Source organism: Pseudoxanthomonas mexicana (assembly GCF_010093385.1).
Classification (GTDB): domain Bacteria; phylum Pseudomonadota; class Gammaproteobacteria; order Xanthomonadales; family Xanthomonadaceae; genus Pseudoxanthomonas_A; species Pseudoxanthomonas_A mexicana.
Genome location: NZ_PDWV01000062.1, coordinates 1 through 19,828, shown reverse-complemented (window position 1 = coordinate 19,828; position 19,828 = coordinate 1). Strand labels below are relative to the sequence as shown.

13 protein-coding genes and 1 pseudogene are annotated in these 19,828 nt (G+C 63.4%); 8 read left to right on the top strand and 6 right to left on the bottom strand.

Annotation, left to right across the window (positions count from 1 at the left end; all coding sequences use genetic code 11):
• Together CSC76_RS16600 and CSC76_RS16595 are read left to right on the top strand one after the other, a co-directional pair.
• Positions 1 to 1,033: pseudogene (locus tag CSC76_RS16600) on the top strand (ArnT family glycosyltransferase); the annotation flags it as partial.
• Between the two features lie 315 nt (positions 1,034 to 1,348).
• Positions 1,349 to 1,906 carry a hypothetical protein gene (locus CSC76_RS16595; RefSeq protein WP_162111077.1) on the top strand — a complete coding sequence of 186 codons (558 nt, stop codon included), beginning with the start codon at positions 1,349 to 1,351 and terminating at the stop codon, positions 1,904 to 1,906.
• Positions 1,907 to 2,430: 524 nt separating this feature from the next.
• On the opposite strand, the gene CSC76_RS16590 is transcribed toward CSC76_RS16595, so the two are convergent.
• The gene (locus CSC76_RS16590) at positions 2,431 to 3,339 is read right to left on the bottom strand and encodes a LysR family transcriptional regulator (RefSeq protein WP_238395038.1); all 909 of its coding nucleotides are present in this window, start codon (positions 3,337 to 3,339) and stop codon (positions 2,431 to 2,433) included.
• Positions 3,340 to 3,446: 107 nt separating this feature from the next.
• Between CSC76_RS16590 and CSC76_RS16585 the strand changes: the two genes are divergently transcribed.
• Complete coding sequence (locus tag CSC76_RS16585) at positions 3,447 to 4,502, top strand: YeiH family protein (protein ID WP_162111076.1); 1,056 nt, start codon at positions 3,447 to 3,449, stop codon at positions 4,500 to 4,502.
• Between the two features lie 22 nt (positions 4,503 to 4,524).
• Here the strand turns inward: CSC76_RS16585 and cydX are convergent, their stop codons facing one another.
• The 4 genes from cydX to CSC76_RS16565 are packed head-to-tail and all read right to left on the bottom strand — an operon-like array spanning position 4,525 to position 7,838.
• The gene (gene cydX, locus CSC76_RS16580; protein ID WP_162111075.1) at positions 4,525 to 4,638 is read right to left on the bottom strand and encodes a cytochrome bd-I oxidase subunit CydX; all 114 of its coding nucleotides are present in this window, start codon (positions 4,636 to 4,638) and stop codon (positions 4,525 to 4,527) included.
• 15 nt (positions 4,639 to 4,653) lie between these two features.
• Positions 4,654 to 5,103 (bottom strand): NifB/NifX family molybdenum-iron cluster-binding protein, encoded by a 450-nt coding sequence (locus CSC76_RS16575; protein WP_162111074.1) that lies wholly within the window; start codon positions 5,101 to 5,103, stop codon positions 4,654 to 4,656.
• Between the two features lie 10 nt (positions 5,104 to 5,113).
• Positions 5,114 to 6,259, bottom strand: a complete 1,146-nt coding sequence (cydB, locus tag CSC76_RS16570) for a cytochrome d ubiquinol oxidase subunit II (protein WP_162111073.1) — start codon at positions 6,257 to 6,259, stop codon at positions 5,114 to 5,116.
• Positions 6,260 to 6,269: 10 nt separating this feature from the next.
• A complete protein-coding gene (locus CSC76_RS16565; protein ID WP_162111072.1) occupies positions 6,270 to 7,838 on the bottom strand; it encodes a cytochrome ubiquinol oxidase subunit I in 1,569 nt (522 codons plus the stop codon).
• Between the two features lie 248 nt (positions 7,839 to 8,086).
• Here CSC76_RS16565 and CSC76_RS16560 point away from each other — a divergent pair, with 248 nt between their 5' ends.
• Complete coding sequence (locus tag CSC76_RS16560; protein ID WP_162111071.1) at positions 8,087 to 9,403, top strand: sigma-54 interaction domain-containing protein; 1,317 nt, start codon at positions 8,087 to 8,089, stop codon at positions 9,401 to 9,403.
• Positions 9,404 to 9,558: 155 nt separating this feature from the next.
• On the opposite strand, the gene CSC76_RS16555 is transcribed toward CSC76_RS16560, so the two are convergent.
• Positions 9,559 to 10,686: an NAD(P)/FAD-dependent oxidoreductase gene (locus tag CSC76_RS16555; protein ID WP_162111070.1), complete on the bottom strand. Its 1,128-nt coding sequence runs from the start codon at positions 10,684 to 10,686 to the stop codon at positions 9,559 to 9,561.
• Positions 10,687 to 11,598: 912 nt separating this feature from the next.
• Here CSC76_RS16555 and CSC76_RS16550 point away from each other — a divergent pair.
• From CSC76_RS16550 to CSC76_RS16535, 4 genes are all read left to right on the top strand, one after another.
• Positions 11,599 to 17,094: an RHS repeat protein gene (locus tag CSC76_RS16550; protein WP_162111067.1), complete on the top strand. Its 5,496-nt coding sequence runs from the start codon at positions 11,599 to 11,601 to the stop codon at positions 17,092 to 17,094.
• An 11-nt stretch (positions 17,095 to 17,105) separates the two neighbouring features.
• On the top strand, positions 17,106 to 18,077 hold the full coding sequence (locus CSC76_RS16545; RefSeq protein WP_162111069.1) for an RHS repeat domain-containing protein: 972 nt from the start codon (positions 17,106 to 17,108) through the stop codon (positions 18,075 to 18,077).
• Positions 18,074 to 18,601, top strand: coding sequence for a hypothetical protein (locus tag CSC76_RS16540; protein ID WP_162111068.1), 528 nt, complete (start codon positions 18,074 to 18,076; stop codon positions 18,599 to 18,601). Before CSC76_RS16545 ends, CSC76_RS16540 begins: the two co-directional genes overlap by 4 nt.
• Before the next feature lie 125 nt (positions 18,602 to 18,726).
• Complete coding sequence (locus CSC76_RS16535; RefSeq protein WP_238395037.1) at positions 18,727 to 19,644, top strand: phage tail protein; 918 nt, start codon at positions 18,727 to 18,729, stop codon at positions 19,642 to 19,644.
• Positions 19,645 to 19,828: the final 184 nt, after the last annotated feature.

Below are 19,828 nucleotides of genomic sequence, written 5' to 3'. Positions count from 1 at the left end.
AGTCGCTCAGGAGTCGCGGGGGCTCGGGGATGTGGATAAGAGACAGGTGCTGATGTGGGTGGGATTCGCGCTCGCCTTCCTCACCAAGGGCCCACCGGCGTTGCTACCGCTGCTGGTGATGGCGATCTACGGTTGGCTGGTGCCGCGCGAACGGGGTCACCGCCTGTTCGACAGCGCGGGGCTGGCGGTCTTCCTGCTGCTGGCGCTGCCGTGGTTCGTGGCGGTGACGGTGAACAATCCAGGCCTGCTCGAATACTTCATCGGCGATGAGGTGGTGAATCGCGTCACCACCGACAAATTCGGCCGTCATGGGCAGTGGTACGGCTGGCTTGTCATCTACGTGCCGACGCTGCTGCTCGGTACCGTGCCCTGGACCGCCGATCTGTGGCGCTGGGCGAAGTCGCTGCCCGCCACCCACCGCGCCTGGCGTGCGCCGGCCGTGCGCGATGCGCAGCGCGCCGACGTGCTGCTCGCGCTGTGGCTGTTGCTGCCGTTGGTCGTATTCTGCCTTGCGCGCTCTCGGCTACCGTTGTATCTGCTGCCGCTGTTCGTGCCGCTGGCATTGTTGATAGCGCAGCGACGGCAGGCCGATGGGCGCGGCATGCCGCGCTGGCCCCGGCTGCTGGTCTGGTTCGGCCTGCTGCTGGCGTTGCGCCTGGCTGCCGCCTGGTGGCCGACCCACAAGGATGCGGGGGCATGGGCCGAGGCGATACATGATCGAGCGCCCGGACCGATCCATGAGGTCGTATTCGTCGAAGACATGGCGCGATATGGCCTGCACCTGCACTTGGGCGCCGAGATCGAGAAAATCGCGCTGGATCCGCCGCCGCGCCAGGGCTACGCAGAGCGATCCTTCGACCAGGATCTGCGCGGCGAGTTGACCGAGCGCGAACCGGGCGTGGTGTGGATCGCCAAGCGCGAACGCTGGGATGAGCTGCAGGCGCGTATCGTGGCACTGGGCTACCGCACGCAGGCGCTGGGGCCGGATTACCACGGACGCGTCATCTTCCGGGTCCGACCGTCGGATGGATGAACGTCATGGCGGTCGCATCCTTTTGGTCGGGTAAGCAATACGCATCGATCTGGGGCGCTGCGTCAAAGCGTCGCGCAGCGTTAGTGCCCGACCAGAACAAGTGTCGGCACATGTATGCCCCGACTTGAGAAGCGACGTGTCCGCGGCCGGGATATGCGGCCGCTACTTCCACCTGATCGGTCACTTTGGCAGCGCTGTACTCGTCATGAAGATCGGATGGACGGTAGGAGATCTCCCCTCCGGATTGATCCGGATCAAGGAAGTCCCTCCGGATGGGCGAATGATGCGAGGCACATCCACACGCAGAGGTGTCGTATGACCAGGAAGCCTTTCTTCATCATCGCCGCTTGTCTTGTCCTTTCCGCTTCGGGCCCCGCTTACGCACAGCAGCGCGGTGGGCAAGGCGCCCCAGCGCAGCGGGGCCAGGGCGTCCAGCAACAGGACCGCCTGCGCGACCCCAGTCAGAATCTTGATCGCGATAGCACACAGACCCAGGTATACGGCTATCAATTGATGACCGACGAGGAGCGCACCGCATACCGCAACAAGATGCGGAATCTCAGAACCCAGCAGGAGCGCGAAGCCTTCCGCCTGGAGCACCACCAACTAATGCGGCAACGTGCGGCCGAGCGCGGCATAGAGTTGCCCGATGTGCCGCCGGGCCGCGCCGCCGGCATGGGTCCCGGCGCACGTTCCGGTGCGAGGATGGGGCCCGGTGCCGGCATGCGGGGCGGCCAGCAACAAACGCAAGCGCAGACCCAACAGCAGATCGAGCAGCGCACGCGGCAAGAACAGCCGGCGCCACAGAGCCAGCAGACGACACAGCAACAGGTTCAGGAGCAAAAGGAGCAGGAAAGCAACAAGGACGACTGACGGAGTCGGATATCCTCGACGCGAATCGTTGGGCGCCGCACTGCCCCTGCACGACAAGCCGCGCAGGGGCAGTGCGGCGCTTCTTCTCCTCCACTCAATCGCAGCCCAGTCAACGTCCGTCATCTTCTTGCGCTTGGCGGTCAGGCGCAGCCCCGGCCAGGCTGGATACAGGTCCTGAAGCGTGGCGGTTACAGCAGCCAAGTGAGGTGGCGCATGCCAGCCTCCGGCGGGCAGGGCGAGCTCTCTCGATGCCGTTCCCGCGGAGAGCTCCACAACGATGGGAATCGTCGGCGGCACCCATCCGATATCCGCCACGGGGTCGCGAAGCGGACATCTCTAGTGGCCAAAACCGTCGATAAGCCGACTGCGGCCGTGCTTGTCGGTCCGCCCAGTGAAACGGAAACGCCGTAGGCTCTGGGCGCCGACGGTGCCAACTCCGGGGCGCTGACCAGGCTCCTCGATTTGGCTTCGCTAAACTCATGGCAAACGGAGCCCTTGAACTGAGGTCACGTCATTTCGCCGGATCATCCGTGGCGCTCTGCCAGGATCGCCGTGAACGCGCGCACGAGCGGGGAGGGCGGGCGCTCCCTGAGTTGGAGCAGATACAGGGGCCGCATCTGGCCCGACACGGGATGGCGCAGGTACTTGAGCCGGCCCAGTTGAGCCAGGTCGCGGACGACGCACTCGGGGAGGATCGCCACACCAAGTCCCGCGGCCGCGGCACGCGCAATGCCTTCGTTGCTGCCTAGTTCCACCCGCCGATCCGGTTCGATGCCGGCAGTCTGCATGATGTCTTCGGTCACCAGGCGGGTTCCCGACCCGGGCTCGCGCATCAGCCACGGCTGGCGGTTCAATTCATCGGTGCCGAGCTTGCGCCTGCGGGCCACGGGGTACGCAGGATGGGCGACGAGCCGCATCTGATCGTCCCGCCAGTGCGTGGCCACGATGCGCGGGTCGTCCACAACACCTTCCACCAGCGCCACATCCAGCTCGCAATCGATCAGCGTCTGCGCGATGGACTGCGTGTTTCCAACCACAACCCTGACGTCGATCGAAGGGAGCCCCGTCGACAGTGCCGCCACGTAAGGTGGTAGCCAGTATCCGGCAACCGTCGTGCTGGCACCGACCACCAGGCGACCCCGCTGGTTGCCGATGCGGGCACGGATGTCCTCCAGTGCCGCCCGTTCCAACGCGAAGATGCCGCGGGCGTGCTCGTACAGGGCGCTGCCGCTGTCGGTCAATCGTACCCCCTTCGTCCCTCTGGCACCGCCGGAACCACGCTCGATCAAGGTCAGGTCCAGCTGGCGCTCCAGCTCGCGCACCGCTTTGGAAACCGCGGGTTGGCTGACGTGCAGGACTTCAGCGGCGCGCGAGAAGCTGCGGTGGTCAGAGACCATGAAGAAGATGCGCAACAGATGCAAGTTGATATGCATAACCGCAACTCATGCAAGGGTGAGAAGGATGTATTGGACTCATGTTACTGGCGGGCCTAGCGTTTGTGCATTCCCCGACCCCGAATGGTCCCTGAGAGATTCTGGTCATGCGTCACTACGTGCCTGCCGCGTTTGCGGTATTCCTCCGACCCTTGAAGGAGACATCCTGGTGGCTCGGACTCGCCCTGGCCGGTACGGTGGCCGCTGCCGCCATGGCCTTGGCCAAGTCGACCTGGGCCCAGCACCTGGGACTGAGTGCGCTGACGCTGGCGATAGTCTGCGGCATTGTTGCGGGCAATACGGTCTTTCCTGTAGTCGCTACCCACGTATCGACGGGAGTGGACTTCTCCAAGAACATGCTGTTGCGCGCCGGCATCGTGCTGTATGGATTCCGCATCACGTTCCAGCAGATTGCTGACGTGGGCTGGGCCGGCGTAACGACGGCGGTGATGATGGTCACCTCGCCGTTCCTCCTGTCCGTTCTGGTGGGAACGCGCATCCTGAAGCTGGACCGGCAGACCGCCATGTTGATCGGTGCAGGAAGCGCCATCTGCGGCGCCGCAGCGGTCATGGCGGTCGAGCCCGTAGTGCGCGGGCAGGCGCACAAGGGGTCGGTGGCAGTGGCCACCGTGGTGGGATTCGGCACGCTGGCAATGTTCGCCTATCCCTGGCTCTACCCGCACTTGGGGTTGTCGGAGCATGAATTCGGCATGTTCGCTGGATCGACCATTCACGAAGTGGCCCAAGTCGTGGCCGCCGCTCGGAGCGTCGGTGATGCCGCGGCGGCCACCGCTGTGATCGAGAAGATGATCAGGGTGATGCTGCTCGCACCCTTCCTGTTGTTCCTGTCGATCGCGTCGAGGGGCGAGAACGAGGCCGACGCCGGTGGCGCGCGCATCACGATCCCATGGTTCGCCGTGCTGTTCATCGCCGCCAGCGCGGCAAACACGCTCAACGTGCTACCGGTCAGACTTGTCGACGCGCTGATCGAAGTCGATACCATGCTGCTGTCCGTCGCGATGGCCGCGCTAGGCCTGCGCACCCATGTGGGGGCGATCCGTCAAGCGGGTGTGAGGCCGCTCCTGCTCGCCGCGGTGCTGTTCGTGTTCCTGATCGGCGGAGGATACTGGATAAACCGTACTGTCACGTGGCTCCTGACCTGACCTGACGAAGTCCCGGACTGCGTTAGTCGCCTTCCGAAGCGTCTCGGCGCCCCTGCTCGTGTTCCCCCCACATTGCGTTGAGGATGGCCAGCAATACCGCAAAGCCGACCCCGAGGATCCACGCGAAATACCACATAGCTTTTTCTCCTATTCAACCCTTTGGGTCGTCGTCGGTGCGACGCGACGGAGCCGGGTCTGATTGAGCGATTCGTTCGTTGTGCCCCGCGCAGCGACAGGTGCCGCCGTCTGCGCGGGAGGCTGCCGCTGGCAGGGGCGGCCGCACTTCCAGGTGGCCCTCCCGCCATGCCGCCAGTGCCTGCTCCGGGAGCAGGATGTCGGTCACGCCCAAGTGGACGCCATGCCGTGCCAGTCGAGCCTGCAGGCCAGGGCCGGCACTGGCGGTGATGATCACGTCCACATCGCGGGGTGCGTCCGGAAGGCCTTCCGCACACGAAAAGAGCGTCTGTTCCTTCGCAAGGGCGCGCGATTCCCATTCGCCCTCGCAGCCATCGCCGACCCGTTTGACCATGAAATGTCGGCAGCGGCCCGCATGCGGGGTGACGTGACGGCGGTTCTGTGTCGTGAGTGCGATCGTGGTCATCACGCGGGCCTCAGTACGCGGAATGCTCATTGGCACGTATGTCGTCGACGGTCACCTTGCCGCGCATCACCCGGTAGGCCCAGCCCGTATAGAAGATGATGATGGGCATGAACACGAGCGTGGCCCAGAACATCAGCGCGAGTGTCAGATGGCTTGAGGTGCTGTCCCATACCGTCAGGCTGGAGCGCGGATCGGACGAGGAGGGCATGACGAAGGGAAACAACGCCGCGCCGGCGGTGCCGATCACGCCGACGATGGACAGGGAGGAGGCCAGGAAGGCCGCCAACGTACGGCCGGTGCGAACCAGCCCTGCAGCCGCAAGCGCTCCCGACGCGCCCAGGATCGGCAGCAGCCAGATCAACGGCTGCTTCTCGTAGTTCGCCCACCAGGCGCCGGCATCACGGACGACCGTCTTGGCCAGAGGGTCGGGCAGCGCGTCGGGTGCGAGCGCTGTCTGGATGCTGAAGCCCTCGATGCCCCCAAAGCGCAACCACAACCCGGCAGCCACGAAGGCCAGCACCATCACCAGGGCCGCGCCGACGGCGGCGGTCGTGGTGCGTCGTTGCACGTCGCCCACCGTCCTGTGAGCTAGGTACATGCCGCCGTGCATGGTGATCATGGCGCTGGAGACCACGCCGACCAGCAACGCAAAGGGATTGAGCAGCGCCCAGAAGGTACCCGTGTACGTAGGCATCAGGATGTCGTTGAAGTGGAAGGGGACGCCCTGGAACAGGTTGCCGAAGGCCACACCGAAGATGAGCGGAGGTACCGCACCTCCGATGAAAAGACCCCAGTCCCATGTCCTGCGCCAGGCGGGGTGGGCGATCTTGCTGCGATAGTCAAAGCCGACCGGCCGGAAGAACAGGGCCCACAACACCGCCAGCATGGCCCAGTAAAAGCCCGAGAAGGCCGTTGCATAAACGAGGGGCCATGCAGCGAAGATGGCGCCCCCTCCGGTGATGAACCAGACCTGGTTTCCATCCCAGTGTGGACCGACGGTATTGATGACCACTCTGCGCTCTTCGTCGTTCCTTCCGACGAAGGGCAGGAGGGTGCCGACGCCCATGTCGTGTCCGTCCATGATGGCGAAACCGACCAGCAGGACGCCAACCAGGATCCACCAGATGACTTTGAAGGTGGGGTAGTCGAAGATCATCGGATTCTCCTCAGGGATGCGCCAGAGCATCGGCGACGTCGAGGTCGTAACGACCTGTGCCCAGGCTGCCTGGTCCTTGCCGGGCGAACTTGACCATCAGGTACATCTCGACCGCCAGCAGGACGGTGTAGAACACGACAAACCCTGCGAGCGAGCCGTACAGGCTGGCAACGCTCAGGTTCGACACCGACATGTGCGTCGGCAGTACGCCGTAGATGGTCCAGGGCTGGCGGCCGTACTCGGCGACGAACCAGCCAAGCTCGCAGGCTATCCATGGTGCAGGCAGCATCCACAGGGCCCACTTCAACAACCAGCGGCGCTCGGTGAAGCGTCCTCTTACCGTCTGCCAGAATGCCAGGGCGAACAGGACGAGCATCAGGAAGCCGAGCGCCACCATCAGGCGGAATGACCAGAACATGGGCGCGACGCGTGGGATGGTGTCATCCACAACGCGGTCGATGATCGGGGGCGTGACCTCGGTCATGTCGCGTACGTACTGCCGAACCAGCAGACCGAACCCCAGGTCCGCCTTGTGCGATTCGAACCGGGACCCCGCTTCCAGGTCCGCACGGTCCGCACGCAGGCGCTCCAGCGCTTCGACGGCCTGCATGCCGCTGATGATGCGCTCACGGTTACGCGCCTTGATCTGCTTGATGCCGGGAATCGCCTGGTCGGTGCTGCGTGTTCCGATGAGGCCGAGGACCCAGGGGATCTCGATTTCCCAGTCGTTGCGCTGCTCCCGTTCGTTGATGCCTGCCACCAGCGCCAGCCCGGCCGGCGCTGGCCGGGTTTCCCACATCGCCTCCATGGCGGCCAGCTTGGTCTGCTGCGCTTCGCCGACGGTGTAGCCGGATTCGTCGCCCAGCACGATCACTGACGCTGCCGCAGCCAAGCCAAAGGCAGCGGCCACGCGGAAGCTGCGCTTGGCGAACTCGATGTTGCGGCCGCGCAACAGGTACCACGCAGATATCGACAGCACGAACATAGCGCCTGTCACATACCCGGCCGATGCGGTGTGCACGAACTTGGCCTGGGCATCCGGGTTGAAGACCACATCCCAAAAGCTGACCATCTCCATGCGCATGGTCTGGTAACTGAACTCGGCGCCGACCGGATACTGCATCCAGCCATTGGCCACGAGGATCCACAGAGCGGACAGGTTGGTGCCGATCGCCATCAGCAGCGTTACAAGGAGGTGTTGCCCTTTGCTCAAGCGCTCCCAGCCGAAGAAGAACAGGCCGATGAACGTCGATTCCAGGAAGAACGCCATCAGTCCTTCGATCGCCAAGGGTGCACCGAAGATGTCGCCCACGTAGTGCGAGTAGTAGGCCCAGTTGGTGCCGAACTGGAACTCCATGGTGATGCCGGTGGTGACGCCCAAGGCGAAGTTGATGCCGAAGAGCTTCCCCCAGAAGCGGGTCATGTCCTTCCAGATGACCTTGCCGGTCATCACGTACACGCTTTCCATGATCACCAGGATCCAGGTGAGGCCGAGGGTGAGCGGTACGAAAAGAAAGTGATACATGGCCGTGACCGCGAACTGCAGTCGCGAAAGTTCGACCAGGTGTTCCGATATCACGGCGACTCCTCCGGTGCGGAATGGAAAGGGGGAGGGGATGGGTCGGCGGGCGGCGCATCCCCTCCCGCGGTGGCGTTGCAAGTCCGCCCCGCGTCTACCCGTAAGCACTCAGCGTGCCAATCGCACCAAGCGCCACGAAGACTGTTGAATCAAACAGTTACGATGTAGTGACGTTCGGCAATGGCGCCGTGTACGCCATTTATGGCAGCATGGTTCTGCCACATATGGCGTTTCCAGGTTGAAGCGACTTGAGCACCAAGCTGCCCCCATTACTGCTCTCTTACCTGGAAAGCCTGCCGGAGCCGCACGTCCTTTTCGATCGGCAGTACCGGATCGTGGCCGCCAATGCCGCCTATGTGGCGCTGTATGCGAGCGAGGCGCCGGTAGTGGGACGGACCTGCCATCAGGTTTCTCATGGCTCTCCGGTTCCCTGCGACAGAATGGGAGAGAGCTGCCCGCTTGCCGCTGCCCTGGCCAGTGGCCAGCGCGAGCGTGCCGTGCACCTGCATCACATGCCGGGCGGGGAGGAGTATTTCAATATCGAATTGACGCCCCTGCTGGGGGGCACTGCGCGTGAGAGCTATTTTCTGGAAAAGATGGAGCCCTTGCGCGTCCTTGCGCGCGGAGGATCCGAGCGTCGGCTCATTGGGCGCTCCGCACCATTTCGCTCCATGCTGGAATTGATCACGCGCGCAGGCGACTCAAACGTGAATGTGTTGATCCAAGGCGAGTCGGGCAGTGGCAAGGAAGTCGTCGCGCAGGCCCTACATGATGCCAGCCCGCGGCGTACGCATCCTTTCGTCGTGCTGGAATGCGCCAGCTTGTCCGAGACCTTGTTCGAAAGCGAACTCTTCGGACACGAACGGGGTGCTTTCACGGGTGCGCTCAGCACCAAGAAGGGGTTGGTCGAGGTCGCGCACGGGGGCACCCTGTTTCTGGACGAACTGGGCGATGTGCCGTTGACGATGCAGGTCAAACTGCTGCGGCTCATCGAAACCGGCTGCTATCGCCGGGTCGGCGGGACCGAGTTGCGGTTGGCTGACGTCCGTATCGTCTCGGCCACCCATCGCGACCTGCGCGTCATGGTGGAAGCCGGCAGTTTTCGTCAGGACCTGTACTATCGTGTGAGTACTTTCCCCATCCGCGTACCGCCGCTGCGTGAACGCATGGATGATCTTGAAGGCCTGGTCCGGAATCTGCTTCAGGGAATGGAGGCCGCACGCTCGTTGACGCTGACGCCTTCGGCCCTGGAGCGGCTTCGCCGCCACGACTTTCCGGGCAACGTCCGCGAGTTGCGCAATCTTCTTGAGCGAGCGGTGATCTTCTGTGACGGGCCCCGGATCACGGAGCGCCACATCCTGCGTGCTCTGACATTGGGAAGCGATACGGACACCCATGGAGCCTCGCCACAAGGGGCGACTCCGGCCGAAGGCACCTTGAAGGCCATGCAGACGGGCCTGGTGAAATCCGCGGCCCGCGCGCACACCGGGTCCCGCAAGGCATTGGCAGAGAAGTTGGGCGTCAGCGAGCGTACGCTCTACAGGCGGCTGCGGGATCGCGACTAGCGCACGCGGCGATGCCGGCGCAGGCGCCCGGTTTCTGCGTCGGCTGTATCGGGGCGCCACGGTGTAGTGTATTCGGCCGCCCAGGTCTAGATGGACTTGCCGAGGTGTAGAAACGGATACTCGTTGCGCAATCCAGCGACCTCTGCTGGCGGAACCTACCGATACGGCTTCAGGTAGCGTTCCTCGAACTTGCGCTTGAGCCAGTGGAACACGCGCGATCGCGGCGACGTGATGGTTCTGGATCCGCTGCGGTAGATCAGCAGGCCGCTGTCCAGCGTGTCGACGATGCATGCCAGTTCTGTCTTGAAGCCGTGGCTGGCGGGTTCGTGGCGCAACTCGGCGGCAATGTTCCTGGCGACGGCTTCCGCCTGCAGGTCTGCCTGGTGCGCCTGCTTGGCCATCCAGTCCGGGCCGGGATAGCTGCCGACGTCGCCGGCTACGTACACGCGCTCCAGGCCGATCGCGCGGCAGTGCGCGTCGGCGGCCACGAAACCGCCTTCCGAACGCGGCAGGATGCTGTCGTCCAGCCACGCCGGGCCGGTGAGGCCGGGCATGAACAGGATCAGGTCGGCCGCGAACTCGCCACCTTCCGTCACCACCTTGTCCGCATCGAATCGTACGGGCTTGTGGCCAAGATGGGTTTCGATGCCGAGCGCCCGCATGCGCGAGAGCAGCTTCTGCACAGCGGATGGGCCGAGTCGCTGGCCCGGTTCCTGGGAGGGGTGGAAGAACACGAGCTTGAATTTCCCGCGCCTGCCTTGTCGGCGAAGCAAGGTGTCGATGCCGAACAGGAACTCGAACATCGGACCTCCGCGTACCGCCCCGGGTTCCTTCGGGTTGCTGGCGAAGCCGATGGCGATCGTGCCGCCATCCATCGCCGCCAGTCGGTCGCGAATCGCCTCGGCGCTGGCAATGCCTTCGCAGGGAATGAGAGCATGCTCGATGCCGGGCAGCTTGCGCAGGTACCGGCCGCCGGTCGCGACGATCAGGTAGTCGTTGTGCAGCTCGCCGTTGTCGGTGACCACGCGCCTCCCGCCTTCGAGCACCTGCAGCACGCTGCCGGGGTGCCAAACCACCCGCTCACGGCGGAAGAAGTCCGCTAACGGGACGCGCAGATCGTCTCCTGTCCTCTCGCCGGAAGGCAGCCATATCAGGCTGGGCAGGTAGACCAGTTCGTTGCGTGGCGATACCACGATGATCTCGGCGTCGACACGCTGCTTGCGCAGTTGCCGGATGGCGGTGAGTGCGGCAAAGCCGCTACCAAGGATAAGGATGCGGGTCATGGTGTTGCCCTGTCCTGTCGTTACGGCGGTGGTTGAGGAAAACCGCAGAGGCCGTTTGCCATGGAATCCTGCGGTGGCAAGCCAGAGCGCACCAGGGCCCCCGACCAGTCGCAACAGTACGTGGCGAAATGCTTTGAGAGAGTCAATTTGCCTCTGCAGTTCGTGCGGACATCTTGAGCGACGACACGAGACACTTGCTCCCTTAGAGGAGTCGGAATGGATAGTTATATTATATCAACATGTGCTACATTAGCAATAGCTTATGTAGGCTAGGGCGGCCAGGACCGGAGCCTTCAACCACGGCGTAGGTCGAGAGTTCCGCTGCTCTTGCATGCTCGTGAAGCATGCGGGATCAGCCCAATGCATGGGTGGTCGAATCCAGCAGGTCGTGCTTGGAACGCAGGCAAATCAAGCCACGCCCGAACATACATCCAGTGTTATTCGTGGGCCAGTTTGAACCGCGGGAGGAAGGTCAAACCAATATCGCGCCCGTTGTGCTACTGATACCTCTTGTAGGAAGCGGGTATCAGGGTGGAGCAGGGGATTAGGGATGTTTATCGAGGGTAGGGGAGGGCGGCTTACGACCCAAAGCAAACATCGGCATCAGGTCCGCGAGTCGGTTGGTGGGGCGTCCTGATCAAACTGTCTGCTTCACGCATTTACCAACAGCAATGTCTTTCCCTGATCTGTAACTCGCCTTAGGCTGGAGACACGGGGGTGCGTCTCGACGCGCCGAGCATGGAAAGCTGGTAGCCGCATATGGTTGCCTTTGGGGGAAGCGTGTCGAAGAGTAGGAGTGCTGCCAGCTTGCTGCTGGGTTTCGTTCTATGGGGTAGCTGTGCCTCCGCCTATGCCATAGAAGCCATTAGTTATGGCGAGAAGGTGATTGGCTCGAAAAAGCACGCTATCCACGTGCGTGCGCTTGGACCCGACCTGTTCGGCGAAGAGGTGTCAGCCAGCACGGGCGGCATCTCATTCTCCCAAACGGACTTGGCGCTGCCTGGCAATGACGGGTTGAGCGTCGCGGTTACCCGCCGCCTGGAAGTTGATGGCAACAAGACGCCGAGTTCGCCGGGGGACGAGAATCTCTGGCGCGGCTACGCCTTCGGCGAGTGGGAGCTGGATCTCCCTTACCTGTCCGCGACCTACGCGCAAGCGCAGGGTTGGGTCGTTGATACCTCAGCGCCCAATGCGAGGTGCTCCTCGCCCACCAACTCGGACCAGTACCGGCCTCCCAGCGTGAGCGTGGGGGAGGTGCACTTCCTCAATTACAACATCTGGAACGGCATCAGCCTCAATGTGCCGGGAGGCGGCGAGCAGGGAGTCCTCTACCGTAGTCCCGGGGGTCCGATACCTGCGCCTGCTGGCAATTGGACAAACCTGACCACCAAGAGTCATTGGCGCTTTGGCTGTTTGACGGAACTGCAGAGCGGGCAGGCTGGCGAAGGATTCCTGGCGCTGGCGCCCGATGGAACCAAGTACTTCTTCGACTGGATGGTGGACTATCTGGAGCGACCCCTAAAGGGTTCTGGAACCCTGGTGCTGGGCAGTGGGCGCGTGTTCCGCCAGTTCGCCGAGCTCCCGCGGCGCACGTACCGGATATATCCCACGCGCATCGAGGACCGCTTCGGCAACTATTTGACATACACATGGTCCGGCAGCGCCCTCAGCTCCATCACGGCCAGTGATGGCCGTCAGATCAGCTTCACTTACAGCAGCGGCCGCATTGCGTCGGCGACGACGGGCACGCGATCGGTCTCCTATGGGTATTCGGATGGACTTCTGAGCTCGGTCACGTTGCCGGACAACAGCCAGTTCACCTTCTCCTCTGCCGCGATGCTGGGGCTGGCGCGCTTCGCCCCAATGACAGATGCAGATCCTTTCGATTTCCCGATGGAGTGCCAGTTGATGCGGCGCCTCACTGGCGCCACGGGCGATCTGGTCATGACACACCCGTCCGGGGCGGTGGGTACCTACCGACTGGGGTACCGCCGACACTACCGCACAAACCTCACTGGTTCCACGGGCATGTGCGATGCCGTGATGGTGGGTGAGGATGATGCGGATACACCTGCCAATACTTTCTGGAGTCACAAGCCCTACGTGCCCAATCGGTTCGACGTGCTTGCGCTGCAGCGCAAGACGCTGACAGGTCCTGGGCTGAGCGCCCAAGTGTGGGAGTACCAGCACCAGGACGACTTCCAGATGACGCCCGGCTACCCGGTGGGCGGTACTCGCGCAGTCACCACAACGAAGCCGGACGGTTCGGTCGCGCAGGAAGTCTATGGTACGGACGCACTGGCAAACGAGGGGCAAATGCTTAGTCAGGAAGTTCGCGAGGGCAGCAACGTGCTGTTACGGCGAGAGAATACGTACGTCCAGACCTCCGAGATGGGTAGCATGCCTTTCCCCGACTGGATGGGTCAGCCTCTGGCGTACGAGTTCATTCGTGGGCGTGGCGACTACAACCGGCCGCTCAAGAGCTCTAAAACCCAGCAGCAGGGCGCGAGCTTCTTCAATACGGTGACCGCGTTCGACGCGCTGGCACGGATCACACAGGCGGTCGAGCGCAGTGAACTGGTCACGCCAGGCGCGACCTCCTACAGCCGGACAGTGGCTTCGGTGTATGAAGACAACACGGCGGCCTGGGTGCTGGGTCAGGTGAAGCAGCGCTCGATCAACGGAGTGGTGGCCGAGGCGACGACATACAGCCCCAGCACCGCGCTCCCTTTGACGAAGTCGGCGTTTGGCAAGCTCCAGCAGACCTTCACCTACAACGCCAACGGCACGTTGGCTACGGTCAAGGATGGCAACAACAACGTCATCACGGTGAGCGACTGGTACCGGGGTATTCCGCGACTGATCCAGTATCCGGCCACGCCAGAAGCGCCGACGGGCTCCTCGCAATCGGCCACCGTGGACAACAATGGCTGGATCACCTCGGTCACCAGCGAGACGGGCGACAAGACCTGCTATGGCTACGACGCCATGGGGCGCCTGAACAAACTCGCGCACCCTTCCGAGACGGCAGTCGGGGCCTGTGACGATCCGACCGTACAGCCGACCGTGACCTGGAACCCGACCACGTTGCTGTTCGAGAAGGTGGCCGCGGCCGAGTACGGCATTCCCGCCGGTCACTGGCGGCAGACGGTCAGTACCGGCAATGCCCGCAAGATCAGCTACTACGATGCGCGCTGGCAGCCCCTGGTGGTCAGGGAGTACGACACCGCCAACGTGACCGGCACCCAGCGCTTCACCCGTTTCGCGTACGACCACGATGGGCGGACCACATTCGCTTCCTACCCCGGAGGCACCGATGCGCTGACCACCGGCATATGGAGCGAGTACGACGCTCTGGGCCGCGCCACGTCTGTTTCGCAGGACAGTGAGCACGGGCCGCTGACGACGCTGACAACCTACGACAGCCAGTTCCGCATCACCACGACCAATGCGCGCTCGGCTTCCACCACCACGCGCTTCAAGGCCTATGGTTCGCCGTCGACGGACTGGCCCACCGAGATCCTGCATCCTGAAGGCGCCATCACCGATATCACGCGGGATGATTTGGGCAAGCCGCTGTCGATCACCCGCCGGGATGCGGCGGGCAGCCTGCTGGTGACGCGTACTTACGCCTACGACACCCATCAGCAGCTGTGCCGAAGCGTGGAGCCCGAGACCGGCGCCACCCTCATGGGCTACGACGGTGCCGGCAACCTGGCGTGGTCGGCCGCGGGCGTGGCCGCGACGCTGGGCTGCGCGGATGCGTCCAACGCCGCCGTGTTGGCCCGCAAGGTCTCCCGTACGTATGACGCCCGCAATCGCGTCGCGTCCCTGGCGTTCCCCGGTGCTGGCTTGGGGAATACCACCTTCACCTACTTCAAGGACGGCAAGCAGGCCTCACTCGTCACCGCCAACGGCACCGGCCTGGGCGTCACCACCATCTACACCTACAAGCGTCGCGGGCAGTTGGCCAGCGAGCGACAGCAGTGGGGTAGCGTGGATCTGACGGTGGGCTACAGCTACGACGGTAATGGCGCGCTGTCAGCCATCGCGGCCCCGGGCCTGACCGTGGGCTATGCACCCAACGCGCTGGGCCAGCCGACCCAGGCGGGTTCGTACGCGACCGGCGTGCAGTATTACCCCAACGGGGCGATCAAGCAGTTCACCTATGGCAACGGCATCGTGCACTCGATGGCGCAGAACGCGCGCCAGCTGCCAAGTCGGGTGATCGACAGCGGCGGGGTGCTCGACAACGAATACGCCTACGATCGCAACGGCAACGTGCAGTCGATTCTGGACTGGCGGGACAGTAATCAGAACCGTGCCATGACCTACGATGGTCTGGATCGCCTATTGACCGCCAGTTCGCCGGCCTTCGCCGCCAGCGGTGGCGGACAGCTGCACCAGTTCGCCTACAACGTACTGGACAACCTGACGTCCTGGACGCGTACCGGCGCCAAGGATTACGCCCAGTACGTCTACACCAACAACCGCCTGACCAATATCAAGAACTCGGGCGGCGCGACCATCGTGGGCCTGGACTACGACGTGCAGGGCAACCTGACCAACAAGAACGGGCAGGCCTACACCTTCGATTACGGTAACCGGCTGCGCAACGCGCCCGGCAACAGTACCTACGCCTACGACGGTCTGGGCCGGCGCGTGCTGGACCGGACGACGGCGGACAAGCACAGCCTGTACAGCCAGTCGGGCCAGTTGCTGTACGAGAACGACCTGCGTCAGGCCAAGATCACCCGGTACGTCTACCTGGGCGGCAGCCTGGTGGCGCGGGTGGTCAACTCCACCGCGCCGGCCACGCCGCTGCTGACTGCGCCCTCGTTCAATACGACGGGCAGCTATACGGTCAGTTGGACGGCGTCCTCGGGAGCGACGGGCTACCAGCTGGAAGAAGCGGTGTCTGGCGGCGCCTGGACGTCCGCCTACAGCGGTGCCAGTTTAAGCCTGGCGGTGATGGGCAAGCCTGCCGGCAATCATGGCTACCGCGTGCGCGCCTGCCTCAATGCCGGTTGCAGTGCCTGGAGTACGACCGCCTCGGTCGCCGTACAGTATCCGCCGGGCGCGGCGCCGGTGCTCAGCGCCCCCGGAACGGCCGCTGGCGGCAACTATGCCGTGACATGGACCGCCATTGGCGGCGTGACGGAGTACAGGTTGCAGGTCGCCGTCAACGGCGGGGCATGGGCCGCGGCCTACACCGGCACCGCCTTGAGCAAATCCTACAGCGGGCAGGCGGCAGGCTCGTACGTGTACCGCGTGCAGGCCTGCAACCCTGCCGGGGGTGGACCGTGCTCGGCTGCGGCCACAGTGCAGTCCGTGCATGTTCCCTCTTCGGCGCCGTCGCTGAGCGTTCCAGCCGTGGGAGCCCAGGGCAATTTCTCGATCAGTTGGACGGGCGTCTCCGGTGCGACGAGCTACACCGTGGAACGCAGCATCAACGGTGGAGGCTGGACCAGCGTGTACAGCGGTGCCGGTGGGGGCCTGACCTACAGTGCGCAGGCTGCAGGCACGTATGCGTTCCGCGTGGCGGCCTGCAATGCAGCCGGTTGTGGTCCCCAGTCGACGGTCGGCACGGTGCAGGCCATCTACGCGCCCACGGGTACACCCACCCTCAGTGTGCCCGCGCGGGGTGCCAACGGGGCCTATGCGGTGGGCTGGTCCGTGGTGAGCGGGGCGAACGCCTACACGCTGGAGCGCAGCGACAACGGCGGGGCATGGTCCGTGGTCTACAGCGGTGCCGGCACGGGGCAGAGCTACAGCAGCCAGGCCGGCGGCACGTATGCGTTCCGGGTGAAAGGCTGCAATGCCGCAGGCTGCGGCCCTTACTCGGCCACCGGCACGGTGCAGGTGGTCCACACGCCGAGTACGGCCCCCGGCGTGTCTGCGCCGGCCAGCAACGCGACGGATAGTTACACCATCAGTTGGAGTGGTGTGGGCGGCGCGACCAGTTACCAGGTGCAGGAGCAGGTGAACGGGGGTGGCTGGACGGCGCTCTACAGCGGTGCAGCGACATCGATCGGCGTGACCGGTCGTGCATCGGCCACCTACGGTTATCGCGCCATGGCGTGCAATGCGGCCGGGTGCGGCCCCTGGTCGGGCACGGCGAACACCGTCGTGTCGTACATCCCTGCCACCCCGACGGGTCTTGGTGGCATGAAGAACACGGATACCGAAGTCCAGCCGCCGGTGACGTACTGGCAGGTGCAGTGGAACGCCTCGGTGGGCGCGACGCGCTACGAGGTCGACATGAAGGTGGGCACGGGTACGCGGTCGCAGATCTACAACGGACCCAACACTGTTGTCTCGGGCACCGGTTTGGGGACGCGTCAGTTCTGGGTGCGCGCCTGCAGCAGTGCCGGCTGCTCGGCCTGGGCTGGCCCGTTCACGCTGTGAGGAGAGAGGACATGGAACGACATCTCTTGCGTGTTGTGGTGTGTCTGGCAATGTGGCTGGCCCTCGTGGCGGTCGCGCAGGCACAGACGGTGGTGGAGTACATCCACACCGATGCGCTGGGCACGCCGGTGGCGGTCACCAACAGCGCGGGCGCGGTGATCGAGCGCAGCGTGTACGAGCCCTATGGGCAGCTGATCAACCGCGCGCTGACGGATGGGCCGGGGTTCACGGGGCATGTGCAGGATGCGGCCACCGGGCTGACGTATATGCAGCAGCGGTATTACGATCCGCAGGTGGGGGTGTTTCTTAGTGTGGACTCGGTGACTGCTTATGATAGTCCTAACCTTCAGTTTCATAGATATAGATACGCCAATAGCAATCCTTTCGGTTTCATAGATCCCGATGGTCGAAAACCGGACCGAAGATCACTCTGTGAGCGAACGCCCCTCCGATGCAGAGCGGTTATTCCTGTCGCTCAGTCTGACAAGCCAAAGCAGGTGGCTCGAAATGGGCGCGACAATGGTCTTCCGGTGAGGCCTGGCAATGAGATGGAGCGATTCTCTGCCGCAAGCCGGGAGGTAGATGGCATGCGCTCAAGTCTTGAAAGCGTTCCGCACGATTCTCGGTCCGATGCAGTGAATACCTTTAATGCGATGCTTCAGCCGATTGTTACGAAGTATGGGCTCGAGATTGAAGCGGCGATTGGCTCATCGGTAGAGGCCTATAAGATCTACGGGATAACCGTTGGCGATCAATTTGATAAACGCGGAATAGGATTTACCGTAAAATCACCATTTGACGGCAATTCGACTATTCACGGACATCCACTGGCGACTTCTGATAACCCCCATTATGCGCCTTTCAGTAGGGGCGACACCCACTGGTATGGAGCAAGCCCAGGAGTTCCGCATTTCGTAACTAACCCGAACGGATCGTACCAATATGATGGTGCTGGAAAACCCGTAATTAGGATTGACAAATGAACAAGATCACTACCGTGTTGCAAGCAATGATAACGACGCTAGTTGTGCTGTTGCTAGCTGCATGCGGCGAAAGAGGGCGACCCGTCGATCCAGATCAGGTCAAGGGTGATGCGGTTCGAGCCACATGCTATTTCAGAGGAGGCTCGAGCGAGGTGTGCATTACAAGCTTCAGGCGGCTTCAGAATAGTCCAGAGAGTGCGGATGGAAGGAAAGTGAGCTTGAAAGGATATCTGGCGATCAGGCAGGGTATCCCGACCCTGTATGCGACGGAACTTGACTTCTTGAACGACATGGTGATCGAGTCGATTGTCGTGAGGGGGGAGAGAAACAAGCTTGAGGAGATATTGAGATCGCATGCATATAGCTATGTCAGGGTCGAGGGTGCATTCTCTGCTTCTCCGACTGGCCCCGGCTCTCCGTGGGTAGGAGAGATCGTTCCTTCGATGATTTCTGAGGTGAGCCCAATGAAGCAAGAAGACCTCTCCAATCTGCTAATAGACGTCAAGCATCTAGGTGGGCGCTAGCGTTACGACGTCTTGGTGCAAGCAAAAAATAGTGGTCAGAGTAGTTTTCCGACTGGATGTAGTGGCTGTCTCAAACCCTGATTCAAGCCCTGCCCCGCTTTCTGCTTGCCAAGCCACCTCGCATAGTGCCCTCCGCTTCCGGCGGGCAGGAGGCAGGCTCGTACGTGTACCGCGTGGCGGCCTGCAATGCAGCCGGTTGTGGTCCCCAGTCGACGGTCGGCACGGTGCAGGCCATCTACGCGCCCACGGGTACACCCACCCTCAGTGTGCCCGCGCTGGGTGCCAACGGGGCCTATGCGGTGGGCTGGTCCGTGGTGAGCGGGGCGAACGCCTACACGCTGGAGCGCAGCGACAACGGCGGGGCATGGTCCGTGGTCTACAGCGGTGCCGGCACGGGGCAGAGCTACAGCAGCCAGGCCGGCGGCACGTATGCGTTCCGGGTGAAAGGCTGCAATGCCGCAGGCTGCGGCCCTTACTCGGCCACCGGCACGGTGCAGGTGGTCCACACGCCGAGTACGGCCCCCGGCGTGTCTGCGCCGGCCAGCAACGCGACGGATAGTTACACCATCAGTTGGAGTGGTGTGGGCGGCGCGACCAGTTACCAGGTGCAGGAGCAGGTGAACGGGGGTGGCTGGACGGCGCTCTACAGCGGTGCAGCGACATCGATCGGCGTGACCGGTCGTGCATCGGCCACCTACGGTTATCGCGCCATGGCGTGCAATGCGGCCGGGTGCGGCCCCTGGTCGGGCACGGCGAACACCGTCGTGTCGTACATCCCTGCCACCCCGACGGGTCTTGGTGGCATGAAGAACACGGATACCGAAGTCCAGCCGCCGGTGACGTACTGGCAGGTGCAGTGGAACGCCTCGGTGGGCGCGACGCGCTACGAGGTCGACATGAAGGTGGGCACGGGTACGCGGTCGCAGATCTACAACGGACCCAACACTGTTGTCTCGGGCACCGGTTTGGGGACGCGTCAGTTCTGGGTGCGCGCCTGCAGCAGTGCCGGCTGCTCGGCCTGGGCTGGCCCGTTCACGCTGTGAGGAGAGAGGACATGGAACGACATCTCTTGCGTGTTGTGGTGTGTCTGGCAATGTGGCTGGCCCTCGTGGCGGTCGCGCAGGCACAGACGGTGGTGGAGTACATCCACACCGATGCGCTGGGCACGCCGGTGGCGGTCACCAACAGCGCGGGCGCGGTGATCGAGCGCAGCGTGTACGAGCCCTA